This is a genomic window from Variovorax sp. P2_H12 (assembly GCF_056403395.1).
On the sequence record NZ_JBFUFO010000058.1, the window covers coordinates 1 to 17,901 of the forward strand.

The following is a 17,901-nucleotide window of genomic DNA, read 5'->3' on the forward strand; positions in this document are numbered from 1 at the left end:
AAGAAAAGAACGAGGACTACGCCTGGACGCGACCGGCGCTGCTGCAGTGGAAACTGCGCAACCTCGAACTGAAGGCCGGCCATGCGTCACGCCGTGGTGGCAACAAGCCGGGTCCTGCCAGCGACTACAGCCTGCAGGTCGTGCGCGACAAGGAGAGAGCCTGGCTCGGCCTGGCAGAGCAGGAGTACCGACGCTTCGTCGCTGCGTGGAGAGACCAACCGCCAGACAAACAAAACCTTCATTGAGAAAGGGAAAAACCAAGGCCCTCTTGTCAAATACATCCGTGAGGTATTTGGATGATCGCAGCCGCGTGTGTTTCCAACGTGTGCTCTGCGCTGGCAGTTCTCGCACCGCGCGGTGCGAGGCGGCGTAACCGTCCAATGTGATGCTCTCCGGCGCACTGCCTTGCGTCTGCAGCGCCTTGCGGAAGAACGCCTTCGCCGCCTTCACATTGCGATTGATACTCAGGCGGAAGTCCACGGTCTGCCCCTCGCGATCAACGGCCCGGTAGAGGTAGCTCCACTTGCCGCGAATCTTCACATAGGTCTCGTCGACGCGCCACGATCTACCAGCCGTGCGAGCGAATCGATTCCAGCGCTTTTCGAACTCGGGCACGAACCGCTGTACCCAGCGCATGATCGTCGTGTGGGCCATCGACAAGCCGCGCTCGGCCATCATCTTCACCAGGTCGCGCAAGCTCAACTTGAAGCGCAGGTACCAGCGAACACACAGAACGATGATCTCGCGCTCGAAGTGACGTCCCTTGAACAGTTCGTCCGCGCACTGCAGCCGCTTCGCCATCGATACGCCTTCAGTTCAAATGCCGTAGCCTACCGGAGGCGCGATTTGCACCAGAGCCTGTTCAACGCCAGGCGCTGGATCCGCCTTTCGTGCTAGCGGACGCTCGCGTCAATTCCGGACAGTTCAGGTGCCACCACCTGCCTCACATGCTCCGCAAAGGTGCTGGCAAGCCGCGAGCTCTCCTTGTGCATTGGATACAGCAACGCCAGCGAGACGGGGATCGATGCCTCGAAATGGCGAAGCTCGATGCCCGAAGCTTTCCGTTCTTCGAGCGCCGCCAAGGGATTGATGATGCTGATGCCGAGTCCTGCGGCCACCAAGGTACAAACCGAGCTGCCGAGATCGGACTCGCACACCGTACGTCGCTCCACTCCTGCTTGGCTGAAGACCTGGTCGATGGACTCTCTTGGCGGACTGCCTACCGGGAACGATATGAACGGCTCTCCCTCCAGGTCTTTCGGTCCGATGCGCCTTCGCTTCGCCAAGCGGTGGCCGTTGGGAAGCACGACGACGCAGTTCATAGTGTGGATCGTTTCCGTCTTCAGGCCGGTCACGCCGGCGTAGAGCATGGCCAGGCCAAGATCGCAGGACCCTGAGCTGATCCAGGTGTTCAACGAAGAGGCCGAGCCGGAATGAATCGTCACCGGCACATCGGGATGGTCCACCTTGAATTGGACGACCGCACGCGTAAGCAGCCCACCCGCGAGCCGCGGCATGGCGGCGATGCTTAGGCTGTCGCCACCAAATGCATGAATGTTGGATGCGGCCGCTTCGAGCGCCGTCAGGCCCACGAAGGTCTTCTCCACTTCCTCGAAGAACCTTGATCCGTCCACCGTCGGGGTCAGCCTGCTGCCGCTGCGGCTGAAAAGGGGGAATCGAACGGTCGCTTCCAGTTGTGCGATCAGACGACTAATCTGCGGCTGCGACGTATGCATGCGGCGCGATGCCTCGGTCATCGAACCCGTAAGCATCACGGCCCGAAAGACCTCGATGTGTTTCAAACCCATGCGGAGTGTTGGCATATCAATGACGTATAGATGGCTGAGGTATTCGCATTTCACATGTCCGCGACGATCACGGACACTGGCCTGCATGAATTGTGACGCCCCTCCCAAGCTCTCCATGGGCCGCACGCATGAAAGACGCAGCACCGTCGCCTGAACCCCGCCTGCCCGTTGATCTGCGCAGCGACACCGTGACGCGCCCCACGCCGGCGATGTACGAGCGAATTCGAACCGCGGCGTTGGGCGACGACGGTCTGGAGGGGGATCCCACTGTCCGTCAGCTTGAGGCACTGGTGGCGCAGAAGCTGGGCAAAGAGGCGGGCCTATTCGTCCCCACGGTGACGATGGCCAATCTGCTGGCCACATTCAGCCAAGTACAGCGTCAAGAGCAGGTGGTGATCGAATCGACTGCACACATGTACACCTCCGAGCGCGGCGGGGCAACGCTGACTGGCGCTTTCTATGCTGGCATTCGCGGCGTCGACGGCGCGATGGAGATGACCGAACTTGAAGCTGCGTTACGCCCAGCTTCAAGCCCGCTCAGGACCTCGCTGGTTTGCATGGAAACATCCCACAACAACGCCGGGGGCGCCGTGCTTTCGCTTGCGCACATGGCGCAGGTGTTCGCCGCGGCTCGACAGGCGGACGCCCGGGTTCACCTCGACGGCGCGCGGCTGTTCAACGCCGCAGTCGCCCTTCAAGTTCCAGCTGAAGCCATAGCGCAATACGCCGATACCGTCTCCCTCTGCCTGTGCAAGGGGCTCAGCGCTCCCGTCGGCGCGATTCTTGCGGGCCCGAGTTCCACGATCGGCAGGGCTCGGGGGTTGAGAAAGGTACTTGGTGGGACGCAGCGGCAGGCTGGAATCGTGGCAGCCGCGGGAATCGTGGCAATCGAGGAGATGTGCGAAAGACTGGCCGAAGATCACCTGCGGGCCCGTCGACTGAGTCGCTCCTTGATTGATGCGTTCCCGATGCTATCGACAAGCGTCCCCCGAACCAACATCGTCCTGATCGATCTACCAGCCGGGGCGAATGACAGCGGGGACTGGGTCGACGCGTTGAACCGCGCTGGCGTCCTGGTCCGTCCATGGGGCCCTTTTCGGCTGCGCTGCGTCACTCACCGGCATGTCGATGACCACGCGCTGGAGCACGTTCTTGCCGCTTTCAGGACAGTTGTCGAACGACTCGCTGCGTCAACGTAGGTCCTTGCCAACCACCCATCCCTTGCATCGGAGTCTCCAAGTGAATCTCATGAACAACGTCTCTCGTCGATCTGTGCTGGCATCCGGCGTTTCCTTGGCGGCTGTAGCAGCGTGCCCCCATGCTTGGGCACAAGGTTTTCCCAATCGTCCCATCCGGCTCGTGGTTCCTTACTCCGCCGGCGGCGGATCGGACTTCGTGGCGAGGCTTCTCGCGCAAAAGCTCACCGAGACAGCTGGCTTCAACGTGATTGTCGACAACAAGCCCGGCGCTTCCGGACTGATCGGAACCGATGCCGTCGCCAAGGCACCCGCCGATGGCTATACGCTACTGCTCGCCGATGCCGCGCACGCGACCAATGCCGCGACCTACGCCAAGATCCCGTTCGATCCCGTCAAGAACTTCGAGCCCCTGACGCTGATAGGTTCGTCACCGCAGATGCTGGTCGCGCATCCTTCGTTCCCATTCAATTCGCTGAAGGCCTTGCTGGCGGCCCCTCGCGCGCAAAGCAGCAAGTTCTCCATCGGCACTGTCGGACAGGGAAGCGGACCGCACCTGCTGTTCGAAATGCTCAAGCTCAAGACCGGGTTGGATCCCGTGCATGTGCCCTACAAGGGCGGCGCTGCCGCGTTGGCTGACGCGGTCGGTGGCCAGATCTCTCTGGTGATCAACTCGATTCCCGCCTGCATGCCCCACATAGAGTCGGGCAAGCTCAAGCCCCTTGCCATCGCGAGCAAGTCGCGGGATGCGAGGCTACCTGGCGTGCAGACTTTCTCCGAGAGCGTTCCTAACACCGTGGTGAGCAGCTGGTACGGTGTTATGGCCCCCGCTAACACGCCGGTGGACGTGGTGCAAACGCTCAATGCCGCGATTCGCCGGGTGCTCGAGCTGAGCGAGGTGAAGGCGCGGCTTACCGTTGCCTTCATCGAACCGATGCCGCAAGGAGCGCAAGCATTTTCGAGCTTCCTCGACGCGGAGATTCGTCAATGGAAGGCGGTGGTCGCGCAGACCGGGTTCAAGCTGAGCTAGATCTTCGGGTCCATGCAGCCCCCCAAACGAGCCTCTGCGGGCAGGCCCTGTTTGGGCCGATGCTGCTCGCAGTCGCGGTGCTGTTCTGGATTCGTACCGCCCAAGTAGTCCCGCCGCCCGGACGGAGCCGGCGGCAAGTTCTGTGTTCGCCGGCACGCTTCTCTCTGCTGGCGCCCGTCAGGGCCGCGGCGCCAACACGTTCTGTGGGATCGCGACCGCCTGGGTCGCGTTGATGCGGAGGGCGCGCTCGAGGTCAACCGCGAGGCGCGCATGATCGCACGGCGTCGAACTGAGGAACTCGATGCCTTGGCGTCGTCCGGTCAATGCGACTTGCGCGAGTTCCTCGGCGGGATCCTCCGGGTTTTGTCGCGTTAAGCCGGTCGAGGCGGACGAAGTCCGGCAGTTTCGGGTCAACGGACGGCGAGACTGTAGAAGTATTCAGCATCTGAAAATGCCAGGCCACCGGGGCAGCGCAGCTGCCCCTTCTTGACCATGTGCATGGTCTCGATGCCGGCGATCAGCCGGGCAGCACAGTCAAAGGACTTGAATCCCATCATCGGTCGGATTCGCCGCTTGATGCTCCGATGGTCCTGCGCGACAAGATTGTTCAGGTACTTGGACTGCCGAAGTTCGATGGTGACGCCTCCATCGGCGATCAGACCCCGCACGGCGGCGGTGTTGGCACCGCTCTTGTCGATGGTGATCTTCTCGGGCACATCGTGCTGGCCGATCGCGCGCTCGAAGCACCGGCGTGCGGCCGCCGCATCACGGCGCGCGGTCAGCAGGAAGTCAACCGTCTGGCCCAGCCGATCGACGGCTCGGTACAGATACTTCCACTGGCCACCGACGAGCACGTAGGTCTCGTCGACGCGCCACGAGCGCCCCACCGGGTGCTTGCGCCGACGAAACACCTTGCCCAGCACCGGCAGCATCTTCAGTGACCAGCGGTGGACAGTGGCGTGGTCGACCAGCACACCGCGCTCGGCCATCATCTCTTCCAGGTTGCGCAGGCTCAAAGGGTAGGCCGCGTACCAGCGAATGCACACGAGCATGATCTCCAGCGGGAAATGCAAACGCCTGAAGACCCCTCGCAGGGTCGAGTTCGCAAGTTGGACGTGCAGCGGTACCATTGCTGCATTGTGGCCGACCGACTATCGCGACAGAACCGCAGGGCGGGCATGTGATCGGCATCGGCCACTCCGACGCCCAGGCCGGCGGCCACGCGGGTGAGGTAGCCAGTCAATGAGCGCGCCTCGCCGGCGATCGTCGGACGCAATGAATACCGCTCCAGTATCGCTTCCATCTGTCGGCACAACCCCGGGCGGTAGGCCGCATGGCAAGCGATGGCGGAAAGAGACAAGAGCTCGGCCAGGGAAATCACCTCGCGCCCAGCGAGTTCATGGACCAGCGGTAGCAGCGCCACGATGGGGCTCACCCAAGCTGGCTGCTGGGCAATGGCTTCGTCGTCCGGTAGGCCGAAGGAAAAGCCCACGTCCACCTCTTCGTTGCGCAGCGCGGCGAGCAGTTCCGTCGTGCGCATTTCCGTGAGTTCCAGCGGGATGCTGGGGGAAACGGCCTGCCAGCGGGCCAGACATTCAGCCAGCTGCTGCGCGGTGCTGTCGTCCACGCCAATGCGCAAGGGCTCGCGGTGGCAGGCGTCGGTTTCTCGAACGACGCGCTTGATGCGCTCCAGGCGAATAAAAAGCCCGCGCGCATGATTGAGCAATTTGATCCCGGCCGGTGTGAGCTGGAGCCTGCGCGGTGAGCGGATGAAGAGCACCACACCCAGCCGTTCTTCCAGGTCCCGGATAGTGCGCGACAGCGGGGTCTGGTCGATGTGAATGCGCTCGGCTGCGCGGCGGAAGTTGAGTGCCTCGGCGACAGCAATGAAATAGCGCAGAAGCCGCAGTTCGATCATCGGATATTGACTAAGTCCAAACGAGGCACCGTCGGAGGCGCTCAAGGATCGCCACGACGCCCTGGCCACCGCCGATGCATATGGGTCACGAGTGCGTAGCGGCCCCGGATGGCATGCCTGCTGCCGAACGCCGATGACGCGGCAGAAAGCGCGTGATGGCTTCGGGTTGCAACTTTCATGGCAAAGGGCCGACGTGCGTAACGACGCCGTACCGGCCAAGCACTCGCTCACCGGCATTGACGGTGGAGGCAGCAGTCGGTGCGTCAGCGCTTCGCCACCCGAGGCAGTTCACCAAACCGTTCCTTGTAATAACGGGCAAAAAGTCCGGGATTAGAAAACTGCCATTTGTGTGCCACCTGCGTGACCGAGGTCAGGCCGCCCCCAACGCGCAGGTCATGGCGCGCAGCGTGGAGCCTTTGATCGAGGGTGTAGCGCCACGGCGGTCGCCCAAAGTGCTTGACAAAGCCAAGCGTCAGCGCGCGCACCCCAATGCACGCTGCCGCGGCGATGTCCACGACACTGATAGGCTCGGCCAGATTCTCATCGATGAACTCGCACGCGCGCCGGAGCGAGCGCGGCAGAGCGATCTCGTGGTCGAGGTACTTGGAGTATGAGTGCGACCATAGCGTGAGCAATTCGAGCAGAAACCAGTGCGTGCGCGCGCGTTCGAGCACCTGGTTCGGGTGCATCGGCTCTTCATGCAGGACATCGAGCATGGCTCGCAAGCGCCTGGCTTGGCTCGTATCGCCCGCGATCCTGGGCGAGAAAGCAGGCACGCTGTCGACTTCGATGCCGAGCAGCGCTTGGGTGGAGCGCAGCAATGCGGACGTTGGAATGCAGGTGTTGCGCAAGTCGCCAGGCGGCGTGATCTCCACTCGGCCGCACCATTCGGGGCGAAAAACGATCAAGTCTCGCGAGCGAAACGCTTGCTCTCCTAGAACGCCGTCGCAACTCCGCGGTTCGGTGATGATCAACGACTCCCGCGTTTCGTCCACATCCCAAACCATGCTGGTGTTGTACGACACGCCGCCGAGCAACAGTCCTCCGGAAGACTTGCCGAAAATCGATACGTCCAGCGGTCCGGCGCCAAAGGACTTGACCTTGTGGTGCGCGAACAATCGAGTTGTCACGGCGACGACCTGATTGATGTCGCCGGTTCTCAGCCGCAATGGTTCAGGCTCCGCGGTTTTTCGATCCTTGTACATACCCACTCCATCGACACCCGGTAGGATGCCGGGCATCTTGTGGAGCCGTCAAGCCCACTTGTCTCCATACTCTCAGCGGACGATCGTCTGCAGGAAGGTCAGCGTATCAGCCGTTCCGCGCGGAACGATGCTCTGGTGGCTGGCACCCGGGAAAAGCTTGTACGTGACGGCGGGCGAGCCAGCCGTACGTAGTTCGCCCACAAAGTCGTCCACCATCGGCTGAAGCACGGCCGCGTCGGCGCTGCCCTGCAGGATCAACGTGGGCTTGCGCAGCATGAAGCCAGGCATCACGCCAGGATCGTTGGCCGCCAGAAACGCGCTCATGGCGGGGTCTGCGGCCCAATCGGATTTGAAGCCGTTGAACGCGGCCGGGGTCTTCGAAGCCACCGCAGCGCCAACTGCACCGAAAGCCGCGAAGATGCAACTGTTCTTCAGTGTCGGCATCATCGCGAGCAAGTCGGAACCCATCACCTTGCTCGCGTCGAAGCCCGGTTGTTGCGCGATCAGACCAGTGGTCATCATGCCAACCAACAAGTTCTGGAAGACCACGTAGTTCGCCGCATTGCTTGGGTCGCTGGCTGCATTGGCGCTCAGCAGGTCGACCTCATGGCGGATGGAGACGAAGGGCGCTATCGCGACGGCCCCTTTGTAGTCGAGCTCAGGGGCCTCGCCGGCGAATTTCTCCACGGCGACTGCGGCATGTCCCCCGTCGGAGTGGCCAACGACGGCCCAATTCTTCGACAGGCCGGGCACCGACTTGTAGGCAGCCCGGGTGGCGGCGACTAGCGAGCGGCTCAAGCTCGAGAAGCTGTAGTAGGGATAGGGGGCTTGAGCCTCCGTGCCCAAGCCTTCGAAGTCAGGTGCCACCACGGCATAGCCAGCACTCACCAGTGCCGCAATCAGGTCCGCATAGCCGCTGGGCTCCACGCCAAGCACAGCGCCTTCCGTTGTTAGGTTGCCGTCGAGCGCGGCGGGCTTCAGGCTCGGGGCGCACGACGGCTGTCCGACTGTCGTCGTCCCGTGCGCCCATGTCACGACAGGCCAGCCGCCCACAGGTGGCGAACCCTTCGGCACGAACACCAGACTGGTCGCGCGGATCAGGCTTCCATTGAGCCCAGGCATGAGATGAACCAGCAGCTTTCCGTCTCCATTGACTCCCGGCGCTACATATGCCGTCGAAGAGAGCACGTCGCCCGATTGCGGCTCGGGGATTTGCGGCACGGGGCGGTCACCACCGCCCCCGCATCCCGCGAACAGCACGACGGCGAGCCACAGAGGCAAGTTCCTTGCCGCACGGAGTGCCTTGGACCAGAAAGACAAACGCATGCGTTCCCCTCCAATGTGATGGGTGACAGGCTCCGGCAGAACATCCACCGGCTTACCGGAGGGGAATACTAGAAAGGCGTCCGCTCAAGCGATATTCGAAAGAGGAAGCGGCGCTGTCCAAAATGGGAAAAGGTGCTTGGCGATCCCGAGCAGGGAGTTGGGCCAGTTCGGGGCGTTCGATGCCAAACGCTGCCCTGAATCGCCAGTCAAGAGCCAGCCGAGCCCCGACGAGATGGGCCACCAAGGAGCAAGAACAGTTGTGGCGCGATGTTCATGCGCCGTCCGCCTCGCTCCCTGCCGAGAGCTTCTCGTACAAAGCCGCACGAGAGATCCCGAGCAGCCGCGCGGCGGCAGCCTTGTTGCCCTTGGTGGCGGCGAGGGCCACACGAATGCTCTGAGCCTGGGCCTCCGCCATGGCCTGATGCAGCGGCTTGACCGCTGCTCCGGTGTCTGAGCTGGAGACGGCGGAAGGCGCGGAGTCGTTGGCCGGCATGACATCGCCGGCATGCCCGCGTGGCACAGGCTGCCCCGGCTTGGCTGCCGCTTGAAGCACTCGCTCGAAGTGCAGTGCCTCGAGCACGAGGTCGTCGGTCATCAGCGACGCCTGCTCCAGCACGTTGCGCAACTCGCGTACATTTCCCGGCCACGACCGCCCTGCCAACAGCTCCATGGCGTCGGGTCCGACCGCCCTCGGTGCCAGCGCGCTCCGGCGTGCGATGTCTTCCGACAACGTGTCCACCAGGTCGGGCAGGTCTTCCAGCCGCTCGCGCAGCGGCGGCAGGCGGATCGGCATGACGTTGAGCCGGTAGTAGAGGTCTGCGCGGAAGCGTCCGTCCTCCACCATCGCCTCGAGGTCGCGGCTCGTTGCGGAGACGATGCGCACATCGACCCGCTCGACGCGGTTGCTGCCGAGAGGCTCGATCTCCTGCTCCTGCAGGACCCGCAGCAGCTTGCTCTGCAGTTCCATCGGCATATCGCCGATCTCGTCGAGGAACAGCGTGCCGCCATCGGCCAACTTGAACTTGCCATCGCGCCCCTTACGGTCGGCACCCGTGTAGGCACCCGGCGCCACGCCGAAGAACTCGGCCTCCAACAGTGTGTCTGGGATAGCAGCGATATTGACACTGACAAAGCGGCCGACGGAACGCCGGCTCGCGGCATGCACAGCATGCGCAAGGAGCTCCTTGCCCGTGCCCGTCTCACCAAGAAGCAGCACCGTGGTGTCGGTGGCAGCGACACGCCGCACCTGGCGCTTCACCTCTGCGACCGCAGCGCTGCTGCCAACGAAGCTGGCGAGGGAATACTTCGGACGCCGCTCGACCGCCAGTCTGCGCCGGGTATCCTCGAGTTCGCGCTGCAGATCGACCAGCTTGCCGATCAGCGGCTGCATTGCCCCATTGGGCTGGTCGGCGAGCACCAGAGCCACCCCGCCGATAACGTTGCCCTGCTCGTTGCGCAGGGGCAGCCGGCTGACAAGGAAGGCGCCATACTGGTTGGTCAGCAAATCGACGACCACGGGCATACCCGTGTCGATCACCTTGCCCATGAGCGAGTTGGGCACGACTTCCTCGATCCGTCGGCCAATGACGCCGGAGTCTGCGAACGGGCCGAGTGCGATGAAGCGCCGGTAGCCCTCGTTGAACCAGACGATGCGGTGCTCGCGGTCCATCACCACCATTCCCATCACCGCTTCGGCGAACGTGGCAAACATGCGCTGCGCGGCGAGCTGGAGCACACCGCCAGGGTCGAGTGCGTCGGTGGGGTCGAGATCGGGTGTCATGGCGTCCGTCGAGTGTAGCGGGCTGCGGGCCGCTTGCTAAGTTGACCTCACAGTGCCGCAACCGTCCGGCCAACAGGACAGTTGTCTGGTGTGTCGGCCACCCGGACATGGCGGCATGTCAACCGCTCAGGACAGCACGACAGCCTCCTGACGCCGCGCCGCAATGCGCCCCCTTGCAGCGACAGCACGCTCAGCCCGTGGCATGGGCCTTGCAGTCCACCGACCGGCTTGACCATAAATTAAGGAGACTCCCATGCCATCGAACACGCGCCGCCACGTCACCGCGGTCGCCATCGCCGCGCTGCTGACCGGCCTTATTTCGCCAGCTTCCGCCCAGGCACCAAAGGAAATCCGGATCGCGCAGATCCATAGCCTCACCGGGCCGCTGGAGGCCTACGGCAAGCAGGCGCAGACCGGCTTCCAACTGGGCCTTGAATACGCCACCGGCGGCACCATGGCCGTGGCTGGCCGCAAGCTCGTCGTGATCGAGCGCGACGACCAGGGCAAGCCCGACGTGGGCAAGAACTTGCTGGCCGCCGCCTACTCCGACGACAAGGCCGACATCGCGGTCGGCGCCACGTCGTCCGCCGTCGCGCTGGCCATGCTGCCGGTGGCCGAGGAATTCAAGAAGGTCTTCCTCGTCGAGACGGCGGTTGCCGACTCCATCACCGGCGAGCGCTGGAACAAGTACGTCTTCCGCACCGCGCGCAACAGCTCGCAGGACGCGATCGCCAACGCCGTCGCGCTCGACAAGGACAACGTGCACATCGCCACGCTGGCGCAGGACTATGCATTCGGCCGCGACGGCATCAAGGCCTTCAAGGAAGCGCTGAAGAAGTCCCGCATCGTGCACGAGGAATACCTGCCGATGACGACCACCGACTTCACCGCGGGTGCCCAGCGCATCATCCAGGCACTCAAGGACAAGCCCGGCCGCAAGATCATCTACGTCTACTGGGCCGGCGCCGGCAACCCCCTGAAGATCGCGGACATGGACCTGAAACGCTACGGAATCGAGATCTCGACCGTCAGCACCACCTTGCAGGGGATGGTCCCCTACAAGCAGCTGGCCGGCATGGAAGGGTCGACCTTCTACTACTTCGGCATTCCCAAGAACAAGGTCAACGAGTGGCTCGTCGCGAACCACTACGGCCGCTACAAGGCTCCGCCAGATTTCTTCACTCTCGACGGCTTCAATGCCGCCGTGGCAGTGGTCGAGGCGCTCAAGCGCACGAACGGCGACACCAGCACCAACAAGCTGATCGCAGCCATGGAAGGCATGAGTTTCGAGTCGCCCAAGGGCAAGATCACGCTGCGCAAGGAAGACCACCAGGCGATGCACTCGATGTACCACACGCGCATCAAGGACGACCCCGCGCTCGCCTGGGGCGTGCCGGAATTGATTCGGGAAATCAGGCCCGAAGAGATGAACATCCCGATCCGCAACCAGCAATAAGCGCTTTGGAATGAGGCGCTCCCCCGGCGCTTCTGAACCACCGGACTAGCAGGAACGGGGCCGGCCCGTCGTTCAGCGCATGCGGCGTCGGCAAAAAAAAATGAGTTAGGAGACTTGCAATGAAATTTCACGCGCTTCTTGGCTTGGCCCTGGCCGTCTCGGCCCTGGTGACATCGCCTCCGGCTCAAGCGGTTGCTGTCGCGCTGCCGTCCTTCAATGTGGACACCAGCCAGACCACGGTCTCGGGCATGTCTTCGGGCGGCTATATGGCCAGCCAATTGGGCTATGCCTTCTCGGCCACCTTCAAGGGCGTTGGCGTGTTCACCGGCGGTCCGTACAGCTGCGGCGGGCACTATTACTCCACCAACTGCATGAGCAATGCCGTGGTCAGCGCCAGCATGATCAACACCATGCAGGCCGACATCAACAACTGGAGCAGCACGACCATCGACGACAAGGTCAATGTGGCCAAGCAGAAGGTCTTCCTGTGGGTAGGCAATAGTGACACGACCGTCGGTCCGAACGAGATGAACGCGGTCAATACGTTGTACCAGAACAATGGCGTGACGACGGCCAACCTCGACTACATCAAGCGCGACAGCACCGCCCATGTAATGCCGACCGATTTCGATGCGACCGGCAACAATGCATGCAACAACTCGGCCTCGCCCTACATCAGCAACTGCGGCTACGACGGCGCCAAGGCCGCTCTAAGCAAGTTCTACGGCACGCTGAATGCGCGCAACGACGCGCCCGCGGCCGGCAATTACATCGAGTTCGACCAGAGCGCGTTCATCAACAGCAATCCGGGCATGGCCGCCAGCGGCTGGCTCTATGTACCGGCCAACTGCGCGACCGGCGCCGTCTGCAAGCTCCATGTGGTCCTGCATGGCTGCGCGCAAAACTACGCCACCATCGGCGACAAATACCTCAAGAACACCGGCTATACCCGCTGGGCCGACACCAACAGCATCATCGTGCTGTTCCCGCAGACGAAGAACGACAGCACCTATCGCATGACGGCAGCCAGCGGCTCGCTCGCTAACACCGGCGGCTGCTGGGACTGGCTCGGCTGGTACGGCTCGAACTTCGCGCAGAAGGCCGGCACACAGATGACCGCCATCAAGGCGATGGTGGACAAAGTGTCCGCAGGCGCAAGCGGCGGCGGCACACTGCCCGCGCCGGTGGGCGTTGGCACCTCGAACGCCAGCGCCAGCAGCATGACGATCAGCTGGGCTTCGGTCAGCGGCGCCAGCGGCTACAAGGTCTACCGCGGTGGTGCGCTGCTCACGGCCTCGCCGGTCGCTGCCAGCCCTTACAACGACAGCGGTCTGTCTGCGGACACCACCTACAGCTGGACTGTGCGCGCGATCGATGCCAACGGGGCCGAAGGCGCGACCTCCGCATCGGCCTCGGGTACGACTACCCGCAGCGATGACAGCTGCTACACGGCCTCCAACTTCGCCCACACGACGGCGGGCCGTGCCTATGCGGGCTACGGCTACACCTTTGCGTACGGTTCCCTGCAGAACATGGGTCTGTGGAATAGCACGGTCATCACCACGTTGAAGAAGACGGGGCCCAGCTACTACGTGATCGGCACTTGTCCTTGATCTTGTCCCTGATAGAGAACCATGCTTGAAACCAAGAACCTAACGATTCGCTTCGGCGGACACGTCGCTGTCAACGCCGTGTCCTGCCGCTTCGCGCCGGGCACGCTGACCGCCATCGTCGGCCCCAACGGCGCCGGCAAAACGACCTACTTCAACCTGATCTCCGGCCAGTTGCCGGCCACCGAAGGCGAGGTGTGGCTGAACGGCGAGGACGTGAGCCGCTTGCCTGCGCCGCTTCGCGCGCGGCGCGGGCTGGGCCGCGCGTTCCAACTCACGCAACTGTTCCCGCACCTCACCGCGCAGGAGAATGTGCGCCTCGCAGTGCAGGCGCGCGAGTCGGGCCGCCACGGCGGCGGCTTCGACCTCGCGCACGTGTGGCTGGACCGGCGCGCCTGGATCGACGAGGCGCAGTCCCTCCTTGAGACGGTGCGTCTGCTCGACAAGGCCAACGTGCTCGCCAGCGCGCTGGCCCACGGCGACCAGCGCAAGCTGGAGGTCGCGCTCCTGATCGCACTCGATCCCAAGGTCTACATGTTCGACGAGCCGACGGCGGGAATGAGCGTGGACGAAGTACCGGTGATCCTGGACCTCGTGCGGCAGCTCAAGCAGCGACGCGATTGCGCGGTCCTGCTCGTGGAACACAAGATGGACGTGGTGCGCGAGCTGGCCGACCGCATCGTCGTCCTGCACAACGGGCAGTTGGTGGCCGACGGCGAGCCCGGCGCGGTGATGGCGTCGGCCGTCGTGCAACAAGCCTATCTCGGCGTCGTGCCACAGGAGCAGCCCGCATGACCGCCTTGCTGCAATTGAAGGATGTCCACACGCACATCGGTGCCTATCACATCCTCCACGGCGTGGACCTGGAGGTGCGGGAGGGCAATGTCACCATGCTCCTGGGCCGCAACGGTGCCGGCAAGACCACCACGCTGCGAACGATCATGGGCCTCTGGCGTGCCTCGCGCGGTGAGTTGCACTTCCGCAGCGCACAGATCGGGGCGCTGGCCACGCCGGAGATTGCGCGGCTCGGCATCGCCTATGTCCCGGAAAACATGGGGATCTTCGCCGATCTGACGGTCAAGGAGAACCTCGTGCTCGCCGCGCGAGGGGCGGCCACCGCCGACGCGTTGGACGGTGCGCGGCTGGAGTGGGTCCTTTCTCTTTTTGCCGCTCTGAAGAAGTTCTGGCTGTACCCGGCAGGAAAGCTCTCGGGTGGCCAGAAGCAGATGCTCGCGATCGCGCGCGCGATCATCGAGCCGCGCGATCTGCTGCTGATCGACGAGCCCAGCAAGGGGCTTGCGCCGGCGATGGTGCAGAACCTGATTGCCGCGTTCGCCGAGCTGAAGCGGCAGCGCACGACGGTGCTGCTCGTGGAGCAGAACTTCGCCATGGCGAAGGCCATCGGCGACCGCGTCGCCGTGATGGACAACGGGCGCATCGTGCACACGGGCGCGATGGCCGACCTGGCCGACAACGAAGCGCTGCAGCAGCGGCTGCTCGGCCTTTCTCTAGGAGTACACCAATGACCACCGCCACTTTGCCCGCGCCTTCGGCCGCGGTGCCGCAGGCGCGCTTCGACCTGCGGCCTCTGGCCCTGCTTGCATCACTGGCGGCCCTCGCGCTGCCTGCTGTCGGCCACACCGGCACCTGGGTGACGCTGACCGTCGCCGGCCTGGCGATGGGCATGATCATCTTCCTCGTCGCGTCCGGCCTCACGCTGGTGTTCGGGCTGATGGACGTTCTGAACTTCGGCCACGGCGTGTTCATCGCCTTGGGTGCCTATGTCGCCATGACCACGATGCTGGCGCTGGGCGCCTGGGTCGGCAGCGAATCGCTGTGGCTGAACGCTGCCGCAGTGCTCGCCGCAATGCTCGCCGCCGCGGCAGTGGTTGCGGTCTCCGGGCTCGTCTTCGAGCGGCTGCTGGTGCGTCCCGTCTACGGCATGCCGCTCAGGCAGATCCTGGTCACGATGGGCGGCCTGATCATCGGCGAGGAGCTGATCAAGGTCTTCTGGGGGCCCGACCAGCTGGCCGTGCCGCTGCCGCAGGCGCTGCGCGGCTCCTTCTCATTCGGCGATGCGTCCGTCGAGAAGTACCGGCTGCTGGCGGTCGCTGTCGGCAGCGTTGTTTTCGTGGCGATGTTATGGGTGCTGACCCGCACCAAGGTGGGCCTGCTCGTACGCGCCGGCGTACAGGACCGCGAGATGGTCGAGGCGCTGGGCTACCGGATACGGCGGCTCTTCATCGGCGTGTTCGTCGCCGGTTCGGCACTGGCCGGACTGGGCGGCGCACTTTGGGCGCTGTACCAGCAGAGCGTGGTGCCGCAGATCGGCACTCAGGTGAACGTGCTGATCTTCACCGTCATCATCATCGGCGGACTCGGGTCCACGTTTGGCTGCTTCGTGGGTGCCCTGATGGTGGGCCTGGTCGCCAACTACGCCGGCTTTCTGATGCCCAAGTTCGCGCTCTTCTCCACCATCGCGCTGATGGTGGCGGTGCTGCTGTGGCGGCCGAACGGCCTTTATCCCGTCGGGCAGCAATGAGGGCAATCACGATGATCGACCGACTGCTCTCCCACGACGTACCGCGCAGCCGCTGGCTCGCCCTGGCGCTGGTGCTCATTGCCATCGCGCTGACTTTCGCCCCGTTCCTCTTTCCCGGCCACAAGGCGCTGGGCGTCGCCGCCAAGGCCCTCATATTCATCCTGCTGGTGGCGAGCTACGACCTGCTGCTCGGCTATACCGGTGTGGTGAGTTTCGCGCACACCATGTTCTTCGGCATCGGCGCCTACGGCGTGGCGATCGCCAGCAGCCGCCTCGGTGCCGGCGCGAGCTCGGTGCTCTTCGGGCTCAGCGCGGCGTTGCTGCTCTCGCTGCTGCTGTCGCTGGCCATCGGCCTCTTCAGCCTGCGGGTGAAGGCGATCTTCTTCGCGATGATCACACTGGCGGTCGCATCGGGCTTCCTCACGCTGGCCTCGCAGTTGAGCCATATCACAGGCGGTGAGGACGGGATCAGCTTCCGCACCCCGGAATGGTTGTCGCCCTCGTTCGAGCCTTTCGAGCAGCCGCTGCTCGGCGTGACGATCGACGGCCGCGTGCTCACTTACTACCTCCTGCTGGTGGTGGTCGCGGCGAGCTTCCTCGCCCTCCTGCGCATCGTCAATTCGCCGTTCGGCCGCGTGCTGCAGGCCATCCGCGAGAACGACTTCCGGGCCGAGGCGCTCGGCTTCCGCACGGTGGCGTATCGCACCGTGTCGAACGTGCTCTCGGCCTTGTTCGCTACGCTCGCCGGCGCGCTGCTCGCGTTGTGGCTGCGCTACACCGGGCCGGACACCACGCTGTCGTTCGAGATCATGCTCGACGTGCTGCTCATCGTCGTGATCGGCGGCATGGGAACGATGTATGGCGCGGTGGTCGGCGCGGCACTGTTCGTGCTGGCGCAGAACTACCTGCAGGATCTGCTGAAAGTCGGCGGTTCGGTGCTGAGCGGCCTGCCGCTCCTGCCCCAGTTCGTGTCACCGGACCGCTGGCTGCTGTGGCTGGGGATCCTGTTCGTGCTGTCCGTGTACCACTTCCCCAGCGGCATCGTCGGCCGCCTACGCATGTCGCGGCGGTCCGAGCCATGAAGCCGACATCGAATTACCTCCGCTGCGAAGGGCGCGAACTGCATTACACCGAGTGGGCCGGGCCGAACGCCGCGAGCGATGCGGTGATCGCCTGGCACGGCTTCGCTCGCACCGGCCGCGACATGGACGACATCGCTGCGCAGCTGGCGCAACGCTACCGCGTCATCTGCCCCGACACCATCGGACGCGGCCTGTCGCAATGGAGCCCGGACCCTGCGAACGAATACACGCTGCCGTTCTATGTGCGGCTGGCCGCCTCGCTCGTCGACCAGCTCGGGCTACCGCATTTCCACTGGCTCGGCACGTCGATGGGCGGCGCGATCGGCATCCTTGCCGCCGCCACGACGCTCAGAGGCCGGCTGCGCCGGCTGGTGATCAATGACATCGGCCCGTGCCCGGCTCCTGAGGCCGTCGAACGCATCTTCACCTATGCCAGCCGACCACCGGCCTTCGGCAGCGTGAGCGAACTCGAAGCGTACTTCCGCACTGTCTATGCGCCGTACGGTCGCCTCTCTGACGCGCAGTGGCGACGCCTCACGGAAACCTCGGTGCGCCGGTTGCCCGATGGCCGCGTCACTCCGCACTATGACCCGGGGATCGCAATGCAGTTGCAGTCAAGCAGTCCGGAAGGGCTGTGGCCGGCATGGGACAGCCTCGACGTGCCCGTGCTTTGCCTGCGTGGCGCGCACTCGGACTTGTTGCTGCCGGACGCCGCGGAGCAGATGCGCACGCGCGGACCGCTCGCGGTGGTGGTCGAGATCCAGGGATGCGGCCATGCGCCCGCGTTGAACACGCCGGAGCAGTTTGCGTTGGTCGAACGTTTCCTGGCCGGAGATGCCCGATTGTCGTAGGCTGCTCGGCCAAATGGCGCGGTGACAACGGGCCGCGCACCAAGGGGCAAGACGACATTGTTGGTCCCGGCACTTGCACTGCGTCGCCGGCCTCGGC

General features: G+C 64.1%; 16 protein-coding genes. 9 read left to right on the forward strand and 7 right to left on the reverse strand.

What is annotated here, in order from left to right; genetic code table 11:
- The coding region (locus AC1DYK_RS31890) for an IS6 family transposase (RefSeq protein ID WP_478169963.1) at positions 1–801 on the reverse strand (801 nt) is incomplete at its 3' end.
- A gap of 92 nt (positions 802–893) precedes the next feature.
- Positions 894–1,823, reverse strand: a complete 930-nt coding sequence (locus tag AC1DYK_RS31895) for a LysR substrate-binding domain-containing protein (RefSeq protein ID WP_478169964.1) — start codon at positions 1,821–1,823, stop codon at positions 894–896.
- 113 nt (positions 1,824–1,936) lie between these two features.
- Between AC1DYK_RS31895 and AC1DYK_RS31900 the strand changes: the two genes are divergently transcribed.
- Both AC1DYK_RS31900 and AC1DYK_RS31905 read left to right on the forward strand, forming a co-directional pair.
- Positions 1,937–3,007 (forward strand): GntG family PLP-dependent aldolase, encoded by a 1,071-nt coding sequence (locus AC1DYK_RS31900; RefSeq protein ID WP_478169965.1) that lies wholly within the window; start codon positions 1,937–1,939, stop codon positions 3,005–3,007.
- 49 nt (positions 3,008–3,056) lie between these two features.
- On the forward strand, positions 3,057–4,034 hold the full coding sequence (locus tag AC1DYK_RS31905; protein ID WP_478169966.1) for a Bug family tripartite tricarboxylate transporter substrate binding protein: 978 nt from the start codon (positions 3,057–3,059) through the stop codon (positions 4,032–4,034).
- A gap of 410 nt (positions 4,035–4,444) precedes the next feature.
- Here AC1DYK_RS31905 and AC1DYK_RS31910 read toward each other — a convergent pair whose 3' ends face one another.
- The 5 genes from AC1DYK_RS31910 to AC1DYK_RS31930 all read right to left on the reverse strand — a co-directional run bounded on the left by AC1DYK_RS31910 (position 4,445) and on the right by AC1DYK_RS31930 (position 10,263).
- Complete coding sequence (locus tag AC1DYK_RS31910) at positions 4,445–5,164, reverse strand: IS6 family transposase (protein ID WP_477650152.1); 720 nt, start codon at positions 5,162–5,164, stop codon at positions 4,445–4,447.
- Complete coding sequence (locus tag AC1DYK_RS31915; protein WP_478158328.1) at positions 5,047–5,952, reverse strand: LysR family transcriptional regulator; 906 nt, start codon at positions 5,950–5,952, stop codon at positions 5,047–5,049. Before AC1DYK_RS31915 ends, AC1DYK_RS31910 begins: the two co-directional genes overlap by 118 nt.
- Before the next feature lie 263 nt (positions 5,953–6,215).
- Positions 6,216–7,157, reverse strand: a complete 942-nt coding sequence (locus AC1DYK_RS31920; protein WP_478158329.1) for an AraC family transcriptional regulator — start codon at positions 7,155–7,157, stop codon at positions 6,216–6,218.
- Between the two features lie 72 nt (positions 7,158–7,229).
- A complete protein-coding gene (locus tag AC1DYK_RS31925) occupies positions 7,230–8,483 on the reverse strand; it encodes an alpha/beta hydrolase (protein WP_478169967.1) in 1,254 nt (417 codons plus the stop codon).
- Positions 8,484–8,754: 271 nt separating this feature from the next.
- Positions 8,755–10,263: a sigma-54 interaction domain-containing protein gene (locus tag AC1DYK_RS31930; RefSeq protein WP_478169968.1), complete on the reverse strand. Its 1,509-nt coding sequence runs from the start codon at positions 10,261–10,263 to the stop codon at positions 8,755–8,757.
- 253 nt (positions 10,264–10,516) lie between these two features.
- On the opposite strand from AC1DYK_RS31930, the gene AC1DYK_RS31935 reads away from it, so the two are divergent.
- The 7 genes from AC1DYK_RS31935 to AC1DYK_RS31965 all read left to right on the forward strand — a co-directional run bounded on the left by AC1DYK_RS31935 (position 10,517) and on the right by AC1DYK_RS31965 (position 17,804).
- Positions 10,517–11,719: a substrate-binding domain-containing protein gene (locus AC1DYK_RS31935; RefSeq protein WP_478090291.1), complete on the forward strand. Its 1,203-nt coding sequence runs from the start codon at positions 10,517–10,519 to the stop codon at positions 11,717–11,719.
- Positions 11,720–11,838: 119 nt separating this feature from the next.
- Positions 11,839–13,332, forward strand: coding sequence for an extracellular catalytic domain type 2 short-chain-length polyhydroxyalkanoate depolymerase (locus AC1DYK_RS31940; RefSeq protein ID WP_478169969.1), 1,494 nt, complete (start codon positions 11,839–11,841; stop codon positions 13,330–13,332).
- A 21-nt stretch (positions 13,333–13,353) separates the two neighbouring features.
- Positions 13,354–14,124, forward strand: a complete 771-nt coding sequence (locus tag AC1DYK_RS31945) for an ABC transporter ATP-binding protein (protein ID WP_478090289.1) — start codon at positions 13,354–13,356, stop codon at positions 14,122–14,124.
- Positions 14,121–14,855 carry an ABC transporter ATP-binding protein gene (locus AC1DYK_RS31950; RefSeq protein WP_478169970.1) on the forward strand — a complete coding sequence of 245 codons (735 nt, stop codon included), beginning with the start codon at positions 14,121–14,123 and terminating at the stop codon, positions 14,853–14,855. Before AC1DYK_RS31945 ends, AC1DYK_RS31950 begins: the two co-directional genes overlap by 4 nt.
- Entirely contained in the window at positions 14,852–15,871 is a 1,020-nt protein-coding gene (locus tag AC1DYK_RS31955) for a branched-chain amino acid ABC transporter permease (protein ID WP_478158332.1), read from the forward strand. Before AC1DYK_RS31950 ends, AC1DYK_RS31955 begins: the two co-directional genes overlap by 4 nt.
- 11 nt (positions 15,872–15,882) lie before the next feature.
- The gene (locus AC1DYK_RS31960) at positions 15,883–16,953 is read left to right on the forward strand and encodes a branched-chain amino acid ABC transporter permease (RefSeq protein ID WP_478158333.1); all 1,071 of its coding nucleotides are present in this window, start codon (positions 15,883–15,885) and stop codon (positions 16,951–16,953) included.
- Positions 16,950–17,804, forward strand: coding sequence for an alpha/beta fold hydrolase (locus tag AC1DYK_RS31965; RefSeq protein WP_478090285.1), 855 nt, complete (start codon positions 16,950–16,952; stop codon positions 17,802–17,804). Before AC1DYK_RS31960 ends, AC1DYK_RS31965 begins: the two co-directional genes overlap by 4 nt.
- Positions 17,805–17,901: the final 97 nt, after the last annotated feature.

Bases quoted from the DNA above. Each gene is read 5' to 3' on its own strand.
- AC1DYK_RS31895 (WP_478169964.1), bottom strand. From the start codon at position 1,823: ATGCCAACACTCCGCATGGGTTTGAAACACATCGAGGTCTTTCGGGCC.
- AC1DYK_RS31900 (WP_478169965.1), top strand. From the start codon at position 1,937: ATGAAAGACGCAGCACCGTCGCCTGAACCCCGCCTGCCCGTTGATCTG.
- AC1DYK_RS31905 (WP_478169966.1), top strand. From the start codon at position 3,057: ATGAACAACGTCTCTCGTCGATCTGTGCTGGCATCCGGCGTTTCCTTG.
- AC1DYK_RS31910 (WP_477650152.1), bottom strand. From the start codon at position 5,164: ATGGTACCGCTGCACGTCCAACTTGCGAACTCGACCCTGCGAGGGGTC.
- AC1DYK_RS31915 (WP_478158328.1), bottom strand. From the start codon at position 5,952: ATGATCGAACTGCGGCTTCTGCGCTATTTCATTGCTGTCGCCGAGGCA.
- AC1DYK_RS31920 (WP_478158329.1), bottom strand. From the start codon at position 7,157: ATGTACAAGGATCGAAAAACCGCGGAGCCTGAACCATTGCGGCTGAGA.
- AC1DYK_RS31925 (WP_478169967.1), bottom strand. From the start codon at position 8,483: ATGCGTTTGTCTTTCTGGTCCAAGGCACTCCGTGCGGCAAGGAACTTG.
- AC1DYK_RS31930 (WP_478169968.1), bottom strand. From the start codon at position 10,263: ATGACACCCGATCTCGACCCCACCGACGCACTCGACCCTGGCGGTGTG.
- AC1DYK_RS31935 (WP_478090291.1), top strand. From the start codon at position 10,517: ATGCCATCGAACACGCGCCGCCACGTCACCGCGGTCGCCATCGCCGCG.
- AC1DYK_RS31940 (WP_478169969.1), top strand. From the start codon at position 11,839: ATGAAATTTCACGCGCTTCTTGGCTTGGCCCTGGCCGTCTCGGCCCTG.
- AC1DYK_RS31945 (WP_478090289.1), top strand. From the start codon at position 13,354: ATGCTTGAAACCAAGAACCTAACGATTCGCTTCGGCGGACACGTCGCT.
- AC1DYK_RS31950 (WP_478169970.1), top strand. From the start codon at position 14,121: ATGACCGCCTTGCTGCAATTGAAGGATGTCCACACGCACATCGGTGCC.
- AC1DYK_RS31955 (WP_478158332.1), top strand. From the start codon at position 14,852: ATGACCACCGCCACTTTGCCCGCGCCTTCGGCCGCGGTGCCGCAGGCG.
- AC1DYK_RS31960 (WP_478158333.1), top strand. From the start codon at position 15,883: ATGATCGACCGACTGCTCTCCCACGACGTACCGCGCAGCCGCTGGCTC.
- AC1DYK_RS31965 (WP_478090285.1), top strand. From the start codon at position 16,950: ATGAAGCCGACATCGAATTACCTCCGCTGCGAAGGGCGCGAACTGCAT.